13 protein-coding genes are annotated in these 14,031 nt (G+C 72.2%); 7 read left to right on the top strand and 6 right to left on the bottom strand.

From position 1 onward, the window contains the following. Window positions 1-2 precede the first annotated feature (2 nt). The 3 genes from KJK29_RS06370 (at window position 3) to KJK29_RS06360 (ending at window position 5,170) form a co-directional block, all read left to right on the top strand. Entirely contained in the window at window positions 3-2,399 is a 2,397-nt protein-coding gene (locus KJK29_RS06370; protein ID WP_215117723.1) for a xanthine dehydrogenase family protein molybdopterin-binding subunit, read from the top strand. 121 nt (window positions 2,400-2,520) lie between these two features. Then, complete coding sequence (locus KJK29_RS06365; RefSeq protein WP_215117722.1) at window positions 2,521-3,975, top strand: NCS2 family permease; 1,455 nt, start codon at window positions 2,521-2,523, stop codon at window positions 3,973-3,975. 43 nt (window positions 3,976-4,018) lie between these two features. Continuing rightward, on the top strand, window positions 4,019-5,170 hold the full coding sequence (locus KJK29_RS06360; protein ID WP_215117721.1) for an XdhC family protein: 1,152 nt from the start codon (window positions 4,019-4,021) through the stop codon (window positions 5,168-5,170). Between the two features lie 37 nt (window positions 5,171-5,207). On the opposite strand, the gene KJK29_RS06355 is transcribed toward KJK29_RS06360, so the two are convergent. Continuing rightward, on the bottom strand, window positions 5,208-5,648 hold the full coding sequence (locus KJK29_RS06355) for an SRPBCC family protein (RefSeq protein ID WP_215117720.1): 441 nt from the start codon (window positions 5,646-5,648) through the stop codon (window positions 5,208-5,210). Window positions 5,649-5,736: 88 nt separating this feature from the next. Beyond that, the gene (locus KJK29_RS06350; protein WP_215124181.1) at window positions 5,737-6,504 is read right to left on the bottom strand and encodes a polysaccharide deacetylase family protein; all 768 of its coding nucleotides are present in this window, start codon (window positions 6,502-6,504) and stop codon (window positions 5,737-5,739) included. 140 nt (window positions 6,505-6,644) lie between these two features. Between KJK29_RS06350 and KJK29_RS06345 the strand changes: the two genes are divergently transcribed. Further along, on the top strand, window positions 6,645-7,646 hold the full coding sequence (locus KJK29_RS06345; RefSeq protein WP_215117719.1) for a glycosyltransferase family 2 protein: 1,002 nt from the start codon (window positions 6,645-6,647) through the stop codon (window positions 7,644-7,646). Then, window positions 7,643-8,230 carry a D-glycero-alpha-D-manno-heptose-1,7-bisphosphate 7-phosphatase gene (locus KJK29_RS06340; protein ID WP_215117718.1) on the top strand — a complete coding sequence of 196 codons (588 nt, stop codon included), beginning with the start codon at window positions 7,643-7,645 and terminating at the stop codon, window positions 8,228-8,230. The genes KJK29_RS06345 and KJK29_RS06340 overlap by 4 nt, the downstream gene beginning before the upstream one ends. 66 nt (window positions 8,231-8,296) lie before the next feature. Here KJK29_RS06340 and KJK29_RS06335 read toward each other — a convergent pair whose 3' ends face one another. From KJK29_RS06335 to KJK29_RS06325, 3 genes are all read right to left on the bottom strand, one after another. Beyond that, window positions 8,297-8,617 carry a DUF3040 domain-containing protein gene (locus KJK29_RS06335; protein WP_215117717.1) on the bottom strand — a complete coding sequence of 107 codons (321 nt, stop codon included), beginning with the start codon at window positions 8,615-8,617 and terminating at the stop codon, window positions 8,297-8,299. Between the two features lie 123 nt (window positions 8,618-8,740). Next, complete coding sequence (locus tag KJK29_RS06330) at window positions 8,741-9,667, bottom strand: polysaccharide pyruvyl transferase family protein (protein ID WP_215117716.1); 927 nt, start codon at window positions 9,665-9,667, stop codon at window positions 8,741-8,743. Window positions 9,668-9,761: 94 nt separating this feature from the next. Beyond that, window positions 9,762-10,745, bottom strand: coding sequence for an Lrp/AsnC family transcriptional regulator (locus KJK29_RS06325; RefSeq protein WP_215117715.1), 984 nt, complete (start codon window positions 10,743-10,745; stop codon window positions 9,762-9,764). Window positions 10,746-10,839: 94 nt separating this feature from the next. On the opposite strand from KJK29_RS06325, the gene KJK29_RS06320 reads away from it, so the two are divergent. Next, complete coding sequence (locus KJK29_RS06320) at window positions 10,840-11,718, top strand: helix-turn-helix domain-containing protein (protein ID WP_215117714.1); 879 nt, start codon at window positions 10,840-10,842, stop codon at window positions 11,716-11,718. 63 nt (window positions 11,719-11,781) lie between these two features. Next, complete coding sequence (locus KJK29_RS06315; protein ID WP_215117713.1) at window positions 11,782-12,258, top strand: VOC family protein; 477 nt, start codon at window positions 11,782-11,784, stop codon at window positions 12,256-12,258. A gap of 6 nt (window positions 12,259-12,264) precedes the next feature. On the opposite strand, the gene KJK29_RS06310 is transcribed toward KJK29_RS06315, so the two are convergent. Beyond that, complete coding sequence (locus KJK29_RS06310) at window positions 12,265-13,794, bottom strand: MFS transporter (RefSeq protein ID WP_215124180.1); 1,530 nt, start codon at window positions 13,792-13,794, stop codon at window positions 12,265-12,267. Between the last annotated feature and the right edge of the window lie 237 nt (window positions 13,795-14,031).

The raw sequence follows: 14,031 nt of genomic DNA, 5'->3' as shown, positions 1-14,031 counted from the left end.
GCATGCCCACCAACGGCGCACCCACGAAGATCACCCAGGGCTCCCGGACCAAGGGCGGCATCGGCGAGTCCACGCTCCGCCCGGACGGCACCCTCAAGGTCACCGGCGAGTTCGCGTACTCGTCCGACATGTGGCACGAGGACATGCTGTGGGGGCAGATCCTGCGGTCGACCGTCGCGCACGCCGAGATCGTGTCCATCGACACGAGCGAGGCACTGGCCCTGCCGGGCGTCTACGCCGTGCTCACGTACGACGACCTGCCCACCGACGTGAAGAACTACGGGCTGGAGATCCAGGACACCCCGGTCCTCGCCCACGGCAAGGTCCGCCACCACGGAGAGCCGGTCGCGATCGTCGCCGCCGACCATCCGGAGACGGCCCGCCGCGCTGCCGCGAAGATCAAGGTCGACTACCGCGAACTGCCCGTCATCACCGACGAGGCGTCCGCGACCGCGCCGGACGCGATCCTCGTCCACGAGGGCCGCGACGACCACCACGCCGGGCACGTCCCGCACCCGAACATCGTCCACCGCCAGCCGATCATCCGCGGTGACGTCGAGGCCGCTCGGCGGCGGGCCGATGTCATCGTCGAGGGCGAGTACACCTTCGGCATGCAGGACCAGGCCTTCCTCGGCCCCGAGTCCGGCCTCGCCGTCCCCGAGGAGGACGGCGGCGTCCACCTCTACATCGCCACCCAGTGGCTGCACAGCGATCTGCGCCAGATCGCGCCCGTGCTCGGACTGCCCGAGGACAAGGTGCGCATGACGCTGTCCGGCGTCGGCGGCGCGTTCGGCGGCCGCGAGGACCTGTCGATGCAGATCCACGCCTGCCTGCTGGCACTGCGCACGGGCAAGCCCGTCAAGATCGTCTACAACCGGTTCGAGTCCTTCTTCGGGCACGTCCACCGCCACCCGGCGAAGCTGTACTACGAGCACGGGGCCACGCGCGACGGCAAGCTCACCCACATGAAGTGCCGGATCGTCCTGGACGGCGGCGCCTACGCCTCCGCCTCCCCGGCCGTCGTCGGCAACGCCTCCTCGCTGTCCGTCGGCCCGTATGTGATCGAGGACGTGGACATCGAGGCCATCGCCCTCTACAGCAACAACCCGCCCTGCGGCGCCATGCGCGGCTTCGGCGCGGTCCAGGCGTGCTTCGCCTACGAGGCGCAGATGGACAAGGTGGCGCGGAAGCTCGGCATGGACCCGGTGGAGTTCCGGCAGCTCAACGCCATGGAGCAGGGCACGCTCCTGCCGACCGGACAGCCCGTCGACTCCCCGGCCCCGGTCGCCGAACTCCTGCGCCGCGTCAAGGCGATGCCGATGCCGCCGGAGCGCCAGTGGGAGTCCAGCGAGGGCGCCGACGTACGGCAGCTGCCGGGCGGTCTGTCCAACACCACGCACGGCGAAGGCGTCGTACGCGGGGTCGGCTACGCGGTCGGCATCAAGAACGTCGGTTTCTCCGAGGGGTTCGACGACTACTCGACCGCGAAGGTGCGGATGGAGGTCGTGGGCGGAGAGCCCGTGGTCACCGTGCACACGGCCATGGCCGAGGTCGGGCAGGGCGGTGTCACCGTCCACGCGCAGATCGCCCGGACCGAGCTGGGCGTCACCCAGGTGACCATCAACCCGGCCGACACCCAGGTGGGCAGCGCCGGTTCGACCTCCGCCTCCCGGCAGACGTACGTCACCGGCGGCGCCGTGAAGAACGCCTGCGAGATCGTCCGCGAGAAGGTCCTGGAGATCGGGCGCCGCAAGTTCGGGTCGTATCACCCGGCCTGGGCCACCGCCGAGCTGCTGCTGGAGGGCGGCAAGGTCGTCACCGACGGCGGCGAGGTCCTCTCCGGCCTGGCCGACGTCCTGGAGGGCGAGACCGTCGAGGTCGAGGAGGAGTGGCGGCACCGGCCGACCGAGGCCTTCGACCTGCGCACCGGGCAGGGCAACGGGCATGTGCAGTACTCCTTCGCCGCGCACCGCGCCGTCGTCGAGGTCGACACCGAACTCGGGCTGGTGAAGGTCATCGAGCTGGGCTGCGCCCAGGACGTCGGCAAGGCGCTCAACCCGCTGTCCGTGCTCGGGCAGATCCAGGGCGGCACGACACAGGGCCTCGGCGTGGCCGTCATGGAGGAGATCGTCGTCGACCCGAAGACGGCGAAGGTGCGGAACCCCTCCTTCACCGACTATCTGATCCCGACCATCCTCGACACGCCGACCATCCCGGTCGACGTCCTCGAACTCGCCGACGAGCACGCCCCGTACGGGCTGCGCGGCATCGGCGAAGCACCCACCCTGTCGTCGACGCCGGCGGTCCTCGCGGCCATCCGGAACGCGACCGGGCTCGAGCTGAACCGGACTCCGGTACGGCCCGAGCACCTCACGGGTACGTCACTCTCCGAGGCCTGAGCAGGAGAGTCCCGTCCGGGGGGCCGCGTCCCCGTGTGTCCCCCGGACCCCTTTCGTTCGTCTCGGGCCGTCCCCCGGGTCGTGCATCCCAACCCCCTATGAAACTTGGGAGTAGGCCCACATGACCCAGTCACTTGAGCCGAGGACCACAGCCGAGGACGCGGGCGAAGGCACCCGCGTCCCGGCCGGACGGTCCTGGCTCGACCGGTACTTCCACATATCCCACAGAGGATCGACGCTCGCGCGAGAGGTGCGCGGCGGTGTCACGACCTTCATGGCGATGGCGTACATCCTCCTGCTCAACCCCCTGATCCTGTCCGGGAAGGACGCGGCGGGGGACACCCTCGCGCAGAAGGGCCTCATCACCGCGACCGCGTTCGCGGCGGCCCTCACCACGCTGCTGATGGGGTTCATCGGCAAGGTGCCGCTCGCCCTCGCCGCGGGTCTGTCCGTCTCCGGAGTCCTCGCCTCCCAGGTCGCGCCCGAGATGACCTGGCCGCAGGCGATGGGCATGTGCGTGATGTACGGCGTGATCATCATGCTGCTGGTCGTCACCGGCCTGCGCGAGATGATCATGAACGCGATCCCGCTCGCGCTCAAGCACGGCATCACCATGGGCATCGGCCTGTTCATCGCCCTCATCGGCTTCTACAAGTCCGGCTTCGTGCACCAGGGGAAGGCCACTCCCGTCACGCTCGGCCCGGCGGGCGAACTGGCCGGCTGGCCGGTCCTGCTCTTCGCCGGCACCCTGCTGCTGATCTTCATGCTCCAGGCCCGGAACATCCCGGGCGCCATCCTCATCGGCATCGTCGCCGGCACGATCGTGGCCGCGATCCTGAACGCGGCCGGTGTCATCGACCCCAGGCAGTGGGCGGCCGGGGCGCCCGAACTGCACGGCAGCGCGGTGTCCATGCCCGACTTCTCGCTCTTCGGGGACGTGGAGTTCGGCGGCTGGGGCGAGGTCGGCGCGATGACCGTCGGCATGATCGTCTTCACGCTGGTGCTGGCCGGGTTCTTCGACGCGATGGCGACCATCATCGGCGTCGGCACCGAGGCCAAGCTCGCCGACGACAAGGGCCGGATGCCGGGCCTGTCCAAGGCGCTGTTCATCGACGGGGCCGGCGGCGCGATCGGAGGCGTGTCCGGCGGCTCGGGTCAGACGGTGTTCATCGAGTCCGCGACGGGTGTCGGGGAGGGCGCCCGCACGGGCCTCGCCTCGGTCGTCACCGGCGCGTTCTTCGCGGCCTGTCTGTTCTTCACGCCGCTCACGGCGATCGTGCCGCAGGAGGTCGCGTCTGCCGCCCTCGTCGTCATCGGCGCGATGATGCTGATGAACGCCCGGCACGTGGACTGGGGCGACCGGGCCACCGCCATCCCGGTGTTCCTGACGGTCGTCCTGATGCCGTTCACGTACACCATCACCACCGGTGTCGCCGCGGGTGTCATCTCCTACGTCGCCATCAAGACCGCCCAGGGCAAGGTGCGCGAGATCGGCGCCTTCATGTGGATCCTGACGGCGGTGTTCCTCGTGTACTTCGCCCTCAACCCGATCGAGAGCTGGCTGGGCGTCCACTGACGCCCGGCGTATCGACCTCGCAGTCCTAAGGAGACCGAGACAGATGCTGGACATCGCCGAGGAACTGAACCGGTGGGTCGAGCAGGGCCGTGACTTCGCCGTCGCCACCGTGGTGGCCGTCGGCGGCAGCGCGCCCCGCCAGCCGGGCGCCGCGCTCGCGGTGGACGCCGAGGGCACGGCGATCGGCTCGGTCTCCGGAGGCTGTGTGGAGGGCGCGGTCTACGAACTGTGCGGGCAGGCGCTGCGGGACGGCGAGACCGTCCTGGAGCGCTTCGGCTACAGCGACGACGACGCCTTCGCCGTAGGCCTGACCTGCGGCGGCGTCATCGACATCCTGGTCACCCCGGTCCGGTCCGCCGAACCGGTCCGGCCGGTGGTGGCGTCCGCGCTCACCGCCGCCGCCTCCGGTCAGGCGGCGGCGCTGGCCCGGATCGTGTCGGGCCCGCCCGAACTGACGGGCCGCGCCCTGCTGGTCCGCCCCGACGGGTCCTACGACGGCGGCCTCGGCGGCCATCCCGAACTGGACCGCACCATCGCCGCCGAGGCGGGCGCCTTCCTGGACGCCGGCCGCACCGGCACCCTGGAGATCGGGGAGCAGGGCTCCCGCTGCGGAGCGCCCCTCACGGTCCTGGTCGAGTCCTCGGTCCCGCCGCCCCGCATGATCGTCTTCGGCGCGATCGACTTCGCGTCGGCGCTGGTCCGCATGGGCAAGTTCCTCGGCTACCACGTCACGGTGTGCGACGCACGGCCCGTCTTCGCGACCCGGACGCGCTTCCCGGAGGCCGACGAGATCGTGGTCGACTGGCCCCACCGCTACCTGGAGGACACGGACGTCGACGCCCGCACGGTCCTGTGCGTCCTGACCCACGACGCCAAGTTCGACGTGCCCCTGCTGCGACTGGCGCTGCGCCTGCCGGTGGCCTACGTCGGCGCCATGGGCTCCCGGCGCACCCACTTGGACCGCAACGCCCGACTGCGCGAAGTCGGCGTCACCGACTTGGAGTTGAGCCGCCTGCACTCCCCGATCGGCCTGGACCTCGGGGCCCGTACGCCTGAGGAGACGGCCCTGTCGATCGCCTCGGAGATCGTCGCCGGCCGACGCGGAGGCAGCGGGGTCTCACTGACCGGGGCCCACACACCGATCCACCACGAGCCGCGGCCGGAGGCGATGGGGCGGATCGGGTCGGTGGCCTGAGGACGAAAGTTCCGTACCGAAGCGCTCCCGGGGCCCGTCAGGCCTGTCTCAGCAGGCGGTTCAGGGCGCGGCCGAACACATGCCGTGCCGAGCGCGCGACCAGGTCGTCGAAAGGCGAGGGGAGGAGCCGGATCCGGATCTCCTCCCGCCACAGCACGCGGGTGCGGCCGCCGGGCCCCGGCCGGACCTCCAACTCCGCCCAGCCCAGCACCACCCGGCCCCGCTTCTCCAGTCGGCACCTCCCCGGGGCCCCGTCCTCCGGCGGCTCCCACACCGTGACCTCCATCGGGTCGTCGAAGGACAGCGGTCCGACGCCCGTGCGGGCCAGGACGACGGTGCCGACGCGGGTCGGGCCGGCCGGGACCGGCCCGACCCGCGTCAAAGGCACGCCCTCACCGTGCCGCTGCCACTGCGTGATCCGCCGCCACGCCTCGTCGAGGGGGAGCGGGACCGTCCGTTCGAGCAGGATGTTCGCCACGTTCCGATCGTAGGGAACCCATGCTGCCCAGCGGCCCGGTCGGGGACGGCTCACCCACTCGGCCCAGAGCCGTCCGGGGGTTTGTGGCCTAGCGGTACACCTTCCCGGGCTCCGCCTTGCCCGGTGCCAGCAGTTGAGGCACCGTCACGAACACGTACCCGCGTTCCTTGAGCGCGTCGATGATGCCCGGGACGGCCGGCACGGTGCCGTCGTAGATGTCGTGCAGCAGGATGATGCCGTCCCGGGAGGCCTGGGCGAGGACGCGACGGGTGATCAGGTCCGAGTCGGTCGTCTTGTAGTCCTTGGCCGTCACGCTCCACAGCACCTCGGCGAGGCCCAGTTCGCGGCAGATCTCGTGCACGGTGTCGTCGGTGCGGCCCTGGGGCGGGCGTATCAGGGTCGGGCGCCGGCCGGTGAGGCGTTCTATCTCCTGGTTGGGGCGTTCCAGCTCCTCGCGTATCTCCTCGGGTCTCAGCCGGGTCAGGATCTTGTGCTCCCAGGTGTGGCTGGCCACCTCATGGCCCTCGTCGGCCATCCGCCGCACCAGCTCCGGGTACTTCTCGATGTGCCGTTTCCCCAGGAGGAAGAAGGTCGCCGGGACCTGTCTCTCCTTCAGGATGTCCAGCAGGCGTGCGGAGTGCTCGCTCGGCCCCGCGTCGAAGGTGAGCGCGATGCACTTCGCCTCACGGCAGTCGACGGTGCCGTAGCGGGCCGCCTGGACGTCCGTCGCCGCCTGGGCGCGGACGGCGCTGGGGGCCGTGGTGTCGGGTCCGGCGCAACCGCCGAGGGCCAGTGTCAGGGCGGCTGTCGCCGCGAGCGTTCCGGCCGTTCGGAACGCGATCCCCGTTTTCTTCATCTTCTTGGTCAGAGAAGGCATGTCGGGACTATACATAGCGTGTATACGCGCAATGTATAGTCCCTGTGGCGTTTGAGACGGCCCTACCGCGGCACTCGCCAGCACCGAAGGCGGGCGATCGTCACAGGGAGGACCGCCGCATGACCTCGTACGCCGTCGTGATCCCGACCGTCGTCCGGGACACCCTCGCCGACTGCCTCGCGGCGCTCGCCGCCGCGACCGGACCGCGCCCCGGCGAGATCGTGCTCGTCGACGACCGGTCCGACCCGGGCCCCGGGGAGTTGGAGCATCCGTTGAGCGTTCTCGGCGATCTGCGGGAGCGCACCACCGTGCTGGGCGGCGGCGGTCGTGGGCCCGCCGCCGCCCGCAACACCGGGCTGCGCGCCGTGACGGCGCCGTGGACCGTGTTCCTGGACGACGACGTCCAGGTCGGGCCCCACTGGTGCCATCAACTGGCCGAGGACCTCGCCGAGGCGTCGCCCGACACCGCGGGCGTCCAGGGCGTCATCGCCGTCCCGCTGCCCGGCGAACGCCGCCCCACCGACTGGGAACGCGGCACCGCGGGAGACGCCCGCGCCCACTGGATCACCTCGGACATGGCCTACCGCACGGAGGCACTCAAACAGGTCGGCGGCTTCGACGAACGCTTCGAGCGGGCCTTCCGCGAGGACGCCGACCTCGCGCTGCGCGTGCTCGACTCGGGCTGGCGCATCCGGCAGGGCCGCCGCACCACACGGCACCCCGTGCACCCCGCCTCCCGCTGGGAGTCGGTGCGCCGGCAGCGCGGCAACGCCGACGACGCCCTCATGCGGCATCTGCACGGGCCCGACTGGTGGGACAAGGCGGTCGCGCCGCGCGGCCGGATCCGCACCCACGCGGCGATCACGACCGCGGGTGTCGCCGCCTGCGCCCTCGCCGCCGCCGGGCACGGACGGGCCGCGACGGCCTGCGCGCTCGGCTGGGCGGCCGGCACCGCGGAGTTGGCCCGGGGCCGTATCGCGCGTGGCCCGCGCACCCGCCACGAGGTGACGACCATGGTGGCGACCAGTGTGCTCATCCCGCCGGCCGCGACCTGGCACCGGCTGACCGGCGCCTGGCGCCACCGCCACGCCCCCGCCTGGCAGGACGAGGTGAGCTCATGAGGCGTCCGGTGAAGGCCGTGCTGTTCGACCGCGACGGCACCCTCGTCGACGACGTATCCGACACCGCCGAACCCGGCCGCATGCGTCCCGTCGAAGGCGCCCGCGAGGCGCTCGCCCTGCTGCGCGGGCGCGGCATCCGCACCGGCGTCGTCACGCACCAGCCCGGCGTCGCGCGCGGGCTGCTCACCGACGCCGACGTGCGCCGCGTCGATCAGCGCGTCGACGAACTCCTCGGCCCCTTCGACGTGTTCGCCGTCTGCCCGCACGGACCCGACGACGGCTGCCACTGCCGCATGCCCCGGCCCGGGATGGTGCTGTGGGCGGCCGGGCGGATCTGCGCCCGGCCCGCCGACCTCGTCGTCATCGGCGACACCGGGGCCGGCGCCGAGGCCGCGCACCGGGCGGGCTGCCACGGCATCCTCGTCCCGACCGGGCGGACCCGCCCCGAGGAGACCGCGCGCGCCGACCATGTCGCCCCGGACCTGCTGACCGCGGTCCGCGCGCTCCTGGACGGACCGCCCCAGGGCCGCGTCCTCGCCGACGAACGCCCCATCCAGGAGGCCTTCACGACCGACCCCGGATAGGGGCGTCCCCGTAGTCCCGGCGTAGTCCCGGCAGGGGCGGACGCCAGTCCGGGCAGGGGCGGACGCTCAGGTCCCGCACCACCGGCACATCAGCCGGAACGCCGCGTACAGCGTCAGCGGGCATATCGCGGCGAACGCCCAGATCACCCCGGGCGCGGAGGTGGCGATCCCGGCCACCAGCAGGCCCACCGTCACCGCGCACAGGACCACCACGGTCCAGACGCGGGGGCGGTACCCGGCCAGGCGGGCCAGGATTCGGGCGGGGTCGGGGCGACGGCGCACCCGCAGGGTGCGCAGCCGGCGGTCCAGGCGGCGGTCGCGGCGCAGGGCGCGTTCCATCTCGTCGAGGATGCGCTGCTCGTGATCGGGAAGTCGGCCGATGGACACGCTTTCTCCTTCCGGTCGGCCGGACCGTCTCTCCTCCCGGGGGGACGTGCGGCGGGGGAAGCGGGGGACATACGGGGAAATACAGCGGGAACGTAGATGCGGATGCCCCGTGGGGTCAGGGAGCTAACCGGCGACCGGCCGTGCCAGTGCCTCGACGAGCCGGTCCGCGCTGTCCGGCACGGTGCCCTCGCGGAAACCGTCGCGGATCTGCCGCGCGGTCACCCGGCCGCCGGTCAGGCACCAGTCCCACCAGCGGTCCAACTGCCGCGCGTCCAGCCGCTCGGCGGCCACCAGCGCGGGCCAGCCGCAGGCACGGGCCTGCGCGGTCAGCTTGGAGCCGCCCGCGACCGGATCGACGGCCAGCACCGGCGTGCCGACCCGCAGCGCGATCACCAGCCCGTGCAGCCGGTCGGTGACGACGAGGTCCATCCGGGCCAGCACGGACTGGAGCTGCGCCGGCGTCGCACTCAGATGCCAGTCGTGCGTGTCGAGCCGCGTCTCCAGTTCCAGCCTGCCGCAGTCCTTGCCGGTCAGCCACCGCGTCACCTCCTCGGCCACCTGCCCGTGCCGCCGCAGCCGCCCGTACTCGTGCTGCCCGTGCGCGAGGATCACCCCGACGACGGGCCGGGCGGGCACGTCCGGGGCGCGGGCCGCCAGATCCTCCACCGGCTCACGGTCGGGCGCGTCCCGCGGCAGCACCCGGTGGAAGCCGGTCACGGCCGTGCTGCCGGGGTCGATCACCGAGGTGCCCACGGCGATCCGCACACAGTGCGCGAACCGCCGGTGCAGCTCCTCGACCTGCGGCCCGTGCAAGGGGCCGCACACGAACACCAGGTGGGTGTAGTCCTCGGGCCACAGCCGCTCCAGATGCAGGGCCTCCGGACGGAAACCCGGGCTCCAGGCGACGTCGTAGGGGATGCCCGTCCCCCGCAGCACGTCCTCGACCCGGCGCAGGGCCAGGACGTCCCCGGCGGTCGCCTCCCGGTCCCGGAAGCTGAACCACCCCGTCAGCAGGACTCTGCGCGGTCGCTCGCCGTTTTGTGTGTGCACATGCCCTGAGTGCCCCTCTCACCGGGAACACAATCAGGGCATTACACGCATAAGGCCTGCCGTCACTGGGCGTAGAAGAGGGGGCGTACCTCCGTCAACGGTTCGGTCGCGGTTCGTAGGAGAGCTGCTTGACACGGCGCAGGGTCAGTGCGGTCTCGACGGACTGGACGCCTTCGAGGGCCCCGATCTTCTCGCTCAGGTACGTGTACAGGTCACCGGCGTCGCGGTGCAGGGTCGCGGCGAGGATGTTGGCCTGGCCCGTGACGGCCGCGGCGAAGGGGACCTGGGGGTGCTCGGCGAGGACGCGGCCGACGGAGGCCAGGGACGCCGGGGCCACGGTGAGCCACAGCATGGCCTCCACCTCGTGGCCGAGGAGTTCGGCGTCGTGCTGGACGTCGAAGTAGAGCACGCCCGTGGACCGCAGCCGCTCCAGCCGCCGCTTGACCATGGACTCCGACTGGCCGGTGGCCGCCTGGAGTTCGGTGAGCGTGGCCCGTCCGTCGTGCCGCAGGACATCGAGGAGCGCCTCGTCGTCCGCGTCCAGGCCGACCGGGCCCGCGGTCGCCGTGACGGGCGGCGGGCGCAGCGCGGCCTCCTCCTCGGGGGAGAGGGCGTCGGCCTTGTTGAGCCAGCCGAGCGCGCCGCCGTAGAAGGGGTGCAGGACGCAGTGGGCGCTGACCGATGTGACCCGCGGGGTGCGCTGGAGCCGGTCGAAGAGGAGCTCGTCGCGGGCCTCCCGGCTGCGCGGCTTCATCGTGCACATCACCTCCGTGCCGCCGGAGTTCAGGCTGACGTAGGAGGTGTCGGGGCGGCGGGCGAGCGCGCCCGCGAGCTGCTCGGCCACGTCCGGGGTGCAGCGCAGCCGGACGATCCAGCTGCTGCGGCCGAGGCGGTGCTCGTCGGTCACGCCGAGCACCTTCAGCCGTGCGCGGGTGCGCAGCCCCCGGTAGCGCCGGGCGACGGTCTGGTCCGAGACGCCGAGCACCTGGGCGATCCGGCTGAACGGCGCCCGCCCGTCGAGCTGGAGCGCCTGCAGCAGCTTCAGGTCCAGCGGATCGAGGGCGGTGCCGGGTTCCATCGGGGTCTCCTGCCGGGGCGTGCGCGCGTACGGACTGCTGCAAGGAGACCACGGAGGGGACACCCAGCGCGCGAACCGGCCTTAGCCTGGACACATGGCCCGTACGGCCGAGGAAACGGCCGAGGAAATCACCGAGGGAACGGCCGAGGGAACAGCCCTCTCGCTCACGGTCCGGCCGTCGGCGGCCGTGCTCGGGCCGCTGATCGGTGCGCTGGGGTATGCCGAGGGGCGGTTCGCGCACGCCGCCGAGCTGGCCCTGCCGACGGGCGGGGCGCAGCTTCTCGTGAACCTCGACGGGGACGTCTTCTCCTCCTCGCCGCCGGCGGGTGCGGCCCGGCGTACCCGGGGCGCGGCCGTGCAGGGGCCGTACACGGAGCCGGCCCTGATCGACCCGGCGCAGCAGCGCGCCGTCGTGTGGGTGGCGTTCCGTCCGGCGGGGGCGTATCCCTTCCTCACCGCCCCGGTCTCCGCGGTCCGCGACGAGCTGGTCGGACTCGACGAGCTGTGGGGCACGGACGGCGCGGTGCTGCGCGAGCGGATGCTTCAGGCCATGGCCGCCGGTGGGCCGGAGGCCGGGCTGCGGGAGCTGGAGTCGGCCCTGCTGGAGCGGGCGACACGCCCGCTGGAGCCCGACCCGGCGGTCCGTCTCGCCGCCGGGCTGCTCGATCGCGGCACCCCCGTGGGCGAGGTCGCCGACCGGCTCGGCTGGACCTCCCGGCGGCTGGCCCGCAGATGTGCCGAACAGCTGGGGCTCCCGCCCAAGCGGTATGCGCGGGTACGGCGCTTCCAGCGGCTGCTGCGGCGCGTGAACTCCGGGGCGGGGGAGCCGGACTGGGCGGCCCTCGCCGCGGACTGCGGCTACCACGACCAGGCGCATCTGATCCATGAGTTCCGCGCGCTCGCGGGGATCACCCCGACCGCGTACGCACCGCGCTCGCCGCTGGAACGCAACCACGTTCCGCTCGGCGGATGACGACCCCGCCCGGACGGCCCTTTTCTACAATCCACGGCCCACGGGACCCGCGATCGTGAAGGCATGACGAACACACCCGGCACCTCACCCGAAACCCCGCCCGACGCCCCCGCCGTCACCCGGCTCTACGCCCGGCTCGTGGTCTCCGACGGCCCCCGGGCGATCGACTTCTACCGGACCGCGCTCGGCGCCGAGGAACTCGAGCGCTACACCGACCCCGAGGGCGGGGTCGTGCACGCCATGCTGCGTCTCGGCGACGCGGTGATCGCGGTCAAGGACGCCGACGACGGCGACCCGGGCCCGGACTCCCTCGGCGGCTCCCCGGTGATCATGGCGCTCGACGTGTCCGACGCCGACGCCGTCGCCGAGGCCATGCTGCGGGGCGGTGCGACGGTGGTGTATCCCGTCGCCGACCAGCACTACGGGCAGCGCGGCGGCCGTCTCGCCGACCCGTTCGGCCACCTCTGGATGATCTCCCAGCCGATCGAGGAGCTGACGCCGGAGGAGATCCAGGCGCGGACGACCGACCTGTTCACCTGACGGCCCTCAGTGGGCCTGCCCGACCGGTTCCTCCACCGTCTCGTTCGAGGTCGGCCGCCCGCCCGGGTGCCGCACGGCGAACAGGTACCCGATGCCCAGGGCGATGGCCATGCCGTAGAACACCCACTGGTTGGCCTCGGCGAAGTCCATGCGGATGGCGCCCATCGCGTCCCGGGTCGCCTCGGCGGCGGGCCCCGTCCCGGTGGGCGGCTGGGAGTCGCCGCTGCCCGTGATCGACTCGGTGATGTCACGGGCCACGGTGTTCGCGTCGTCCGTGGACATGCCCCGGGACTGCAGGGTCTGCACCACCTTGTCGGTCGTCACGTGCGTCAGGATCGTGCCGTAGATGGCCAGTCCCACGCTCGCCGCGTAGTTGCGCACCGTCTGGGTGATGCCGGTGACCTCGCCGTACGAGGCGCCGATGGACCGGTTGACGGCGTCCGTGGAGGCCGGCGCGAGGATGAAGCCGATACCGGCCCCGGCGAGGGCCGCGTACGGCCACTGGTCGTGCATGGACAGGTCGGTGAGCTTGTTCGCCCACAGGGCGAAACCGACACAGCCCACCACCGTGCCCAGCTTCAGCGCCGGGCGCGCGCCCCGCTTGTCGAGGATCCGGCCGCCCCACTGCGAGGCGATCGCGAAGCCGATGAAGAAGTACAGCAGGAACAGGGCCGCCTGGTTCGGCGAGGCGCTCAAGGACACCTGGGCGTACACCGAGGTGAAGAAGAACAGCGGGACGAAGGCGAGCATCGAGAAGAACAGCACCGCCGCGTCCACGGCGAACGCCTTGTCCTTGAAGACCCGCAGGTCGATCAGCGGATGCTCCACGTCGCGCTCGAAGCGGACGAAGCCGTAGAGCACCGCGAGTCCGCCCGCGATGCAGAGCCAGGTCGCCCAGGAGTCCCAGCCCCAGGACCAGGCCTGCTGGAAGCCCAGGACGCTCAGTCCCATGCCGACCGCGATCAGGGCGGCCCCACGGACGTCCAGGGTGCCGGACCGCCGCCGGTCGGCGATGTGCGCCAGCGCGGTGAGGACCAGCGCCACGATCGCCACGGGCACGTTGACCCAGAAGACGGCGCGCCAGGTCCAGTTGGTGAGCCAGCCGCCCAGCAGCGGGCCGAGCGCGGTCAGCGCGCCGGAGACACCGAAGAACAGGGCGAGGGCGCGACCGCGTCTCTCGACCGGGAACACCGCCACCACCACGGCCAGAGCAGCCGGGAAGAGCAGTGCCGCCCCGAACCCCTGGGTGGCGCGGAACACGATCATCCAGGTCTGCGCCGCGCTGCCCTCGGGGACACAGCCGCACAGCACCGACGACACGACGAACACCACCGTGCCGATCACGACGATCCGGCGTGGCCCGTAGAGGTCCGCGAGACGCCCGCCGAGGGCGAAGAACGCCGCCAGGGCCAGCAGATAGGCGTTCACCACCCACTGCATGCCGGAGGACGACAGGTTCAGCTCGCGGACGATGTCCGGAGCCGCGATCGACACGATGGTCTGATCGATGAAGGTCATGGCGACGGCGAACATCATCGCCGCCAGCGCCACAGACTGCTGCTGCGGCGCCGATCGAGTGGGGGGCGAGGCCTCGCCGCGCCCCGGGCGCGTGCTGCTCACGCGACCAGTCTGCGCCCGGCCGTGTCATGTCGCATCACAAGGCCACTGAGGCCCCGCGCGCCACTCCCTTACCCCCAAACGCGCTCCGCGGCAACCCCTGGGCGGTGTGAGGACGACCTCCTCGGCCATGTGACCACGGTCCGCCACAGTTGC

It is taken from the genome of Streptomyces koelreuteriae, from assembly GCF_018604545.1.
In the GTDB taxonomy this organism is placed as follows: Bacteria; Actinomycetota; Actinomycetes; order Streptomycetales; family Streptomycetaceae; genus Streptomyces; species Streptomyces koelreuteriae.
Note: the sequence above shows the minus strand (reverse complement) of the source record. Positions and strands in the feature narration are given on the sequence as shown.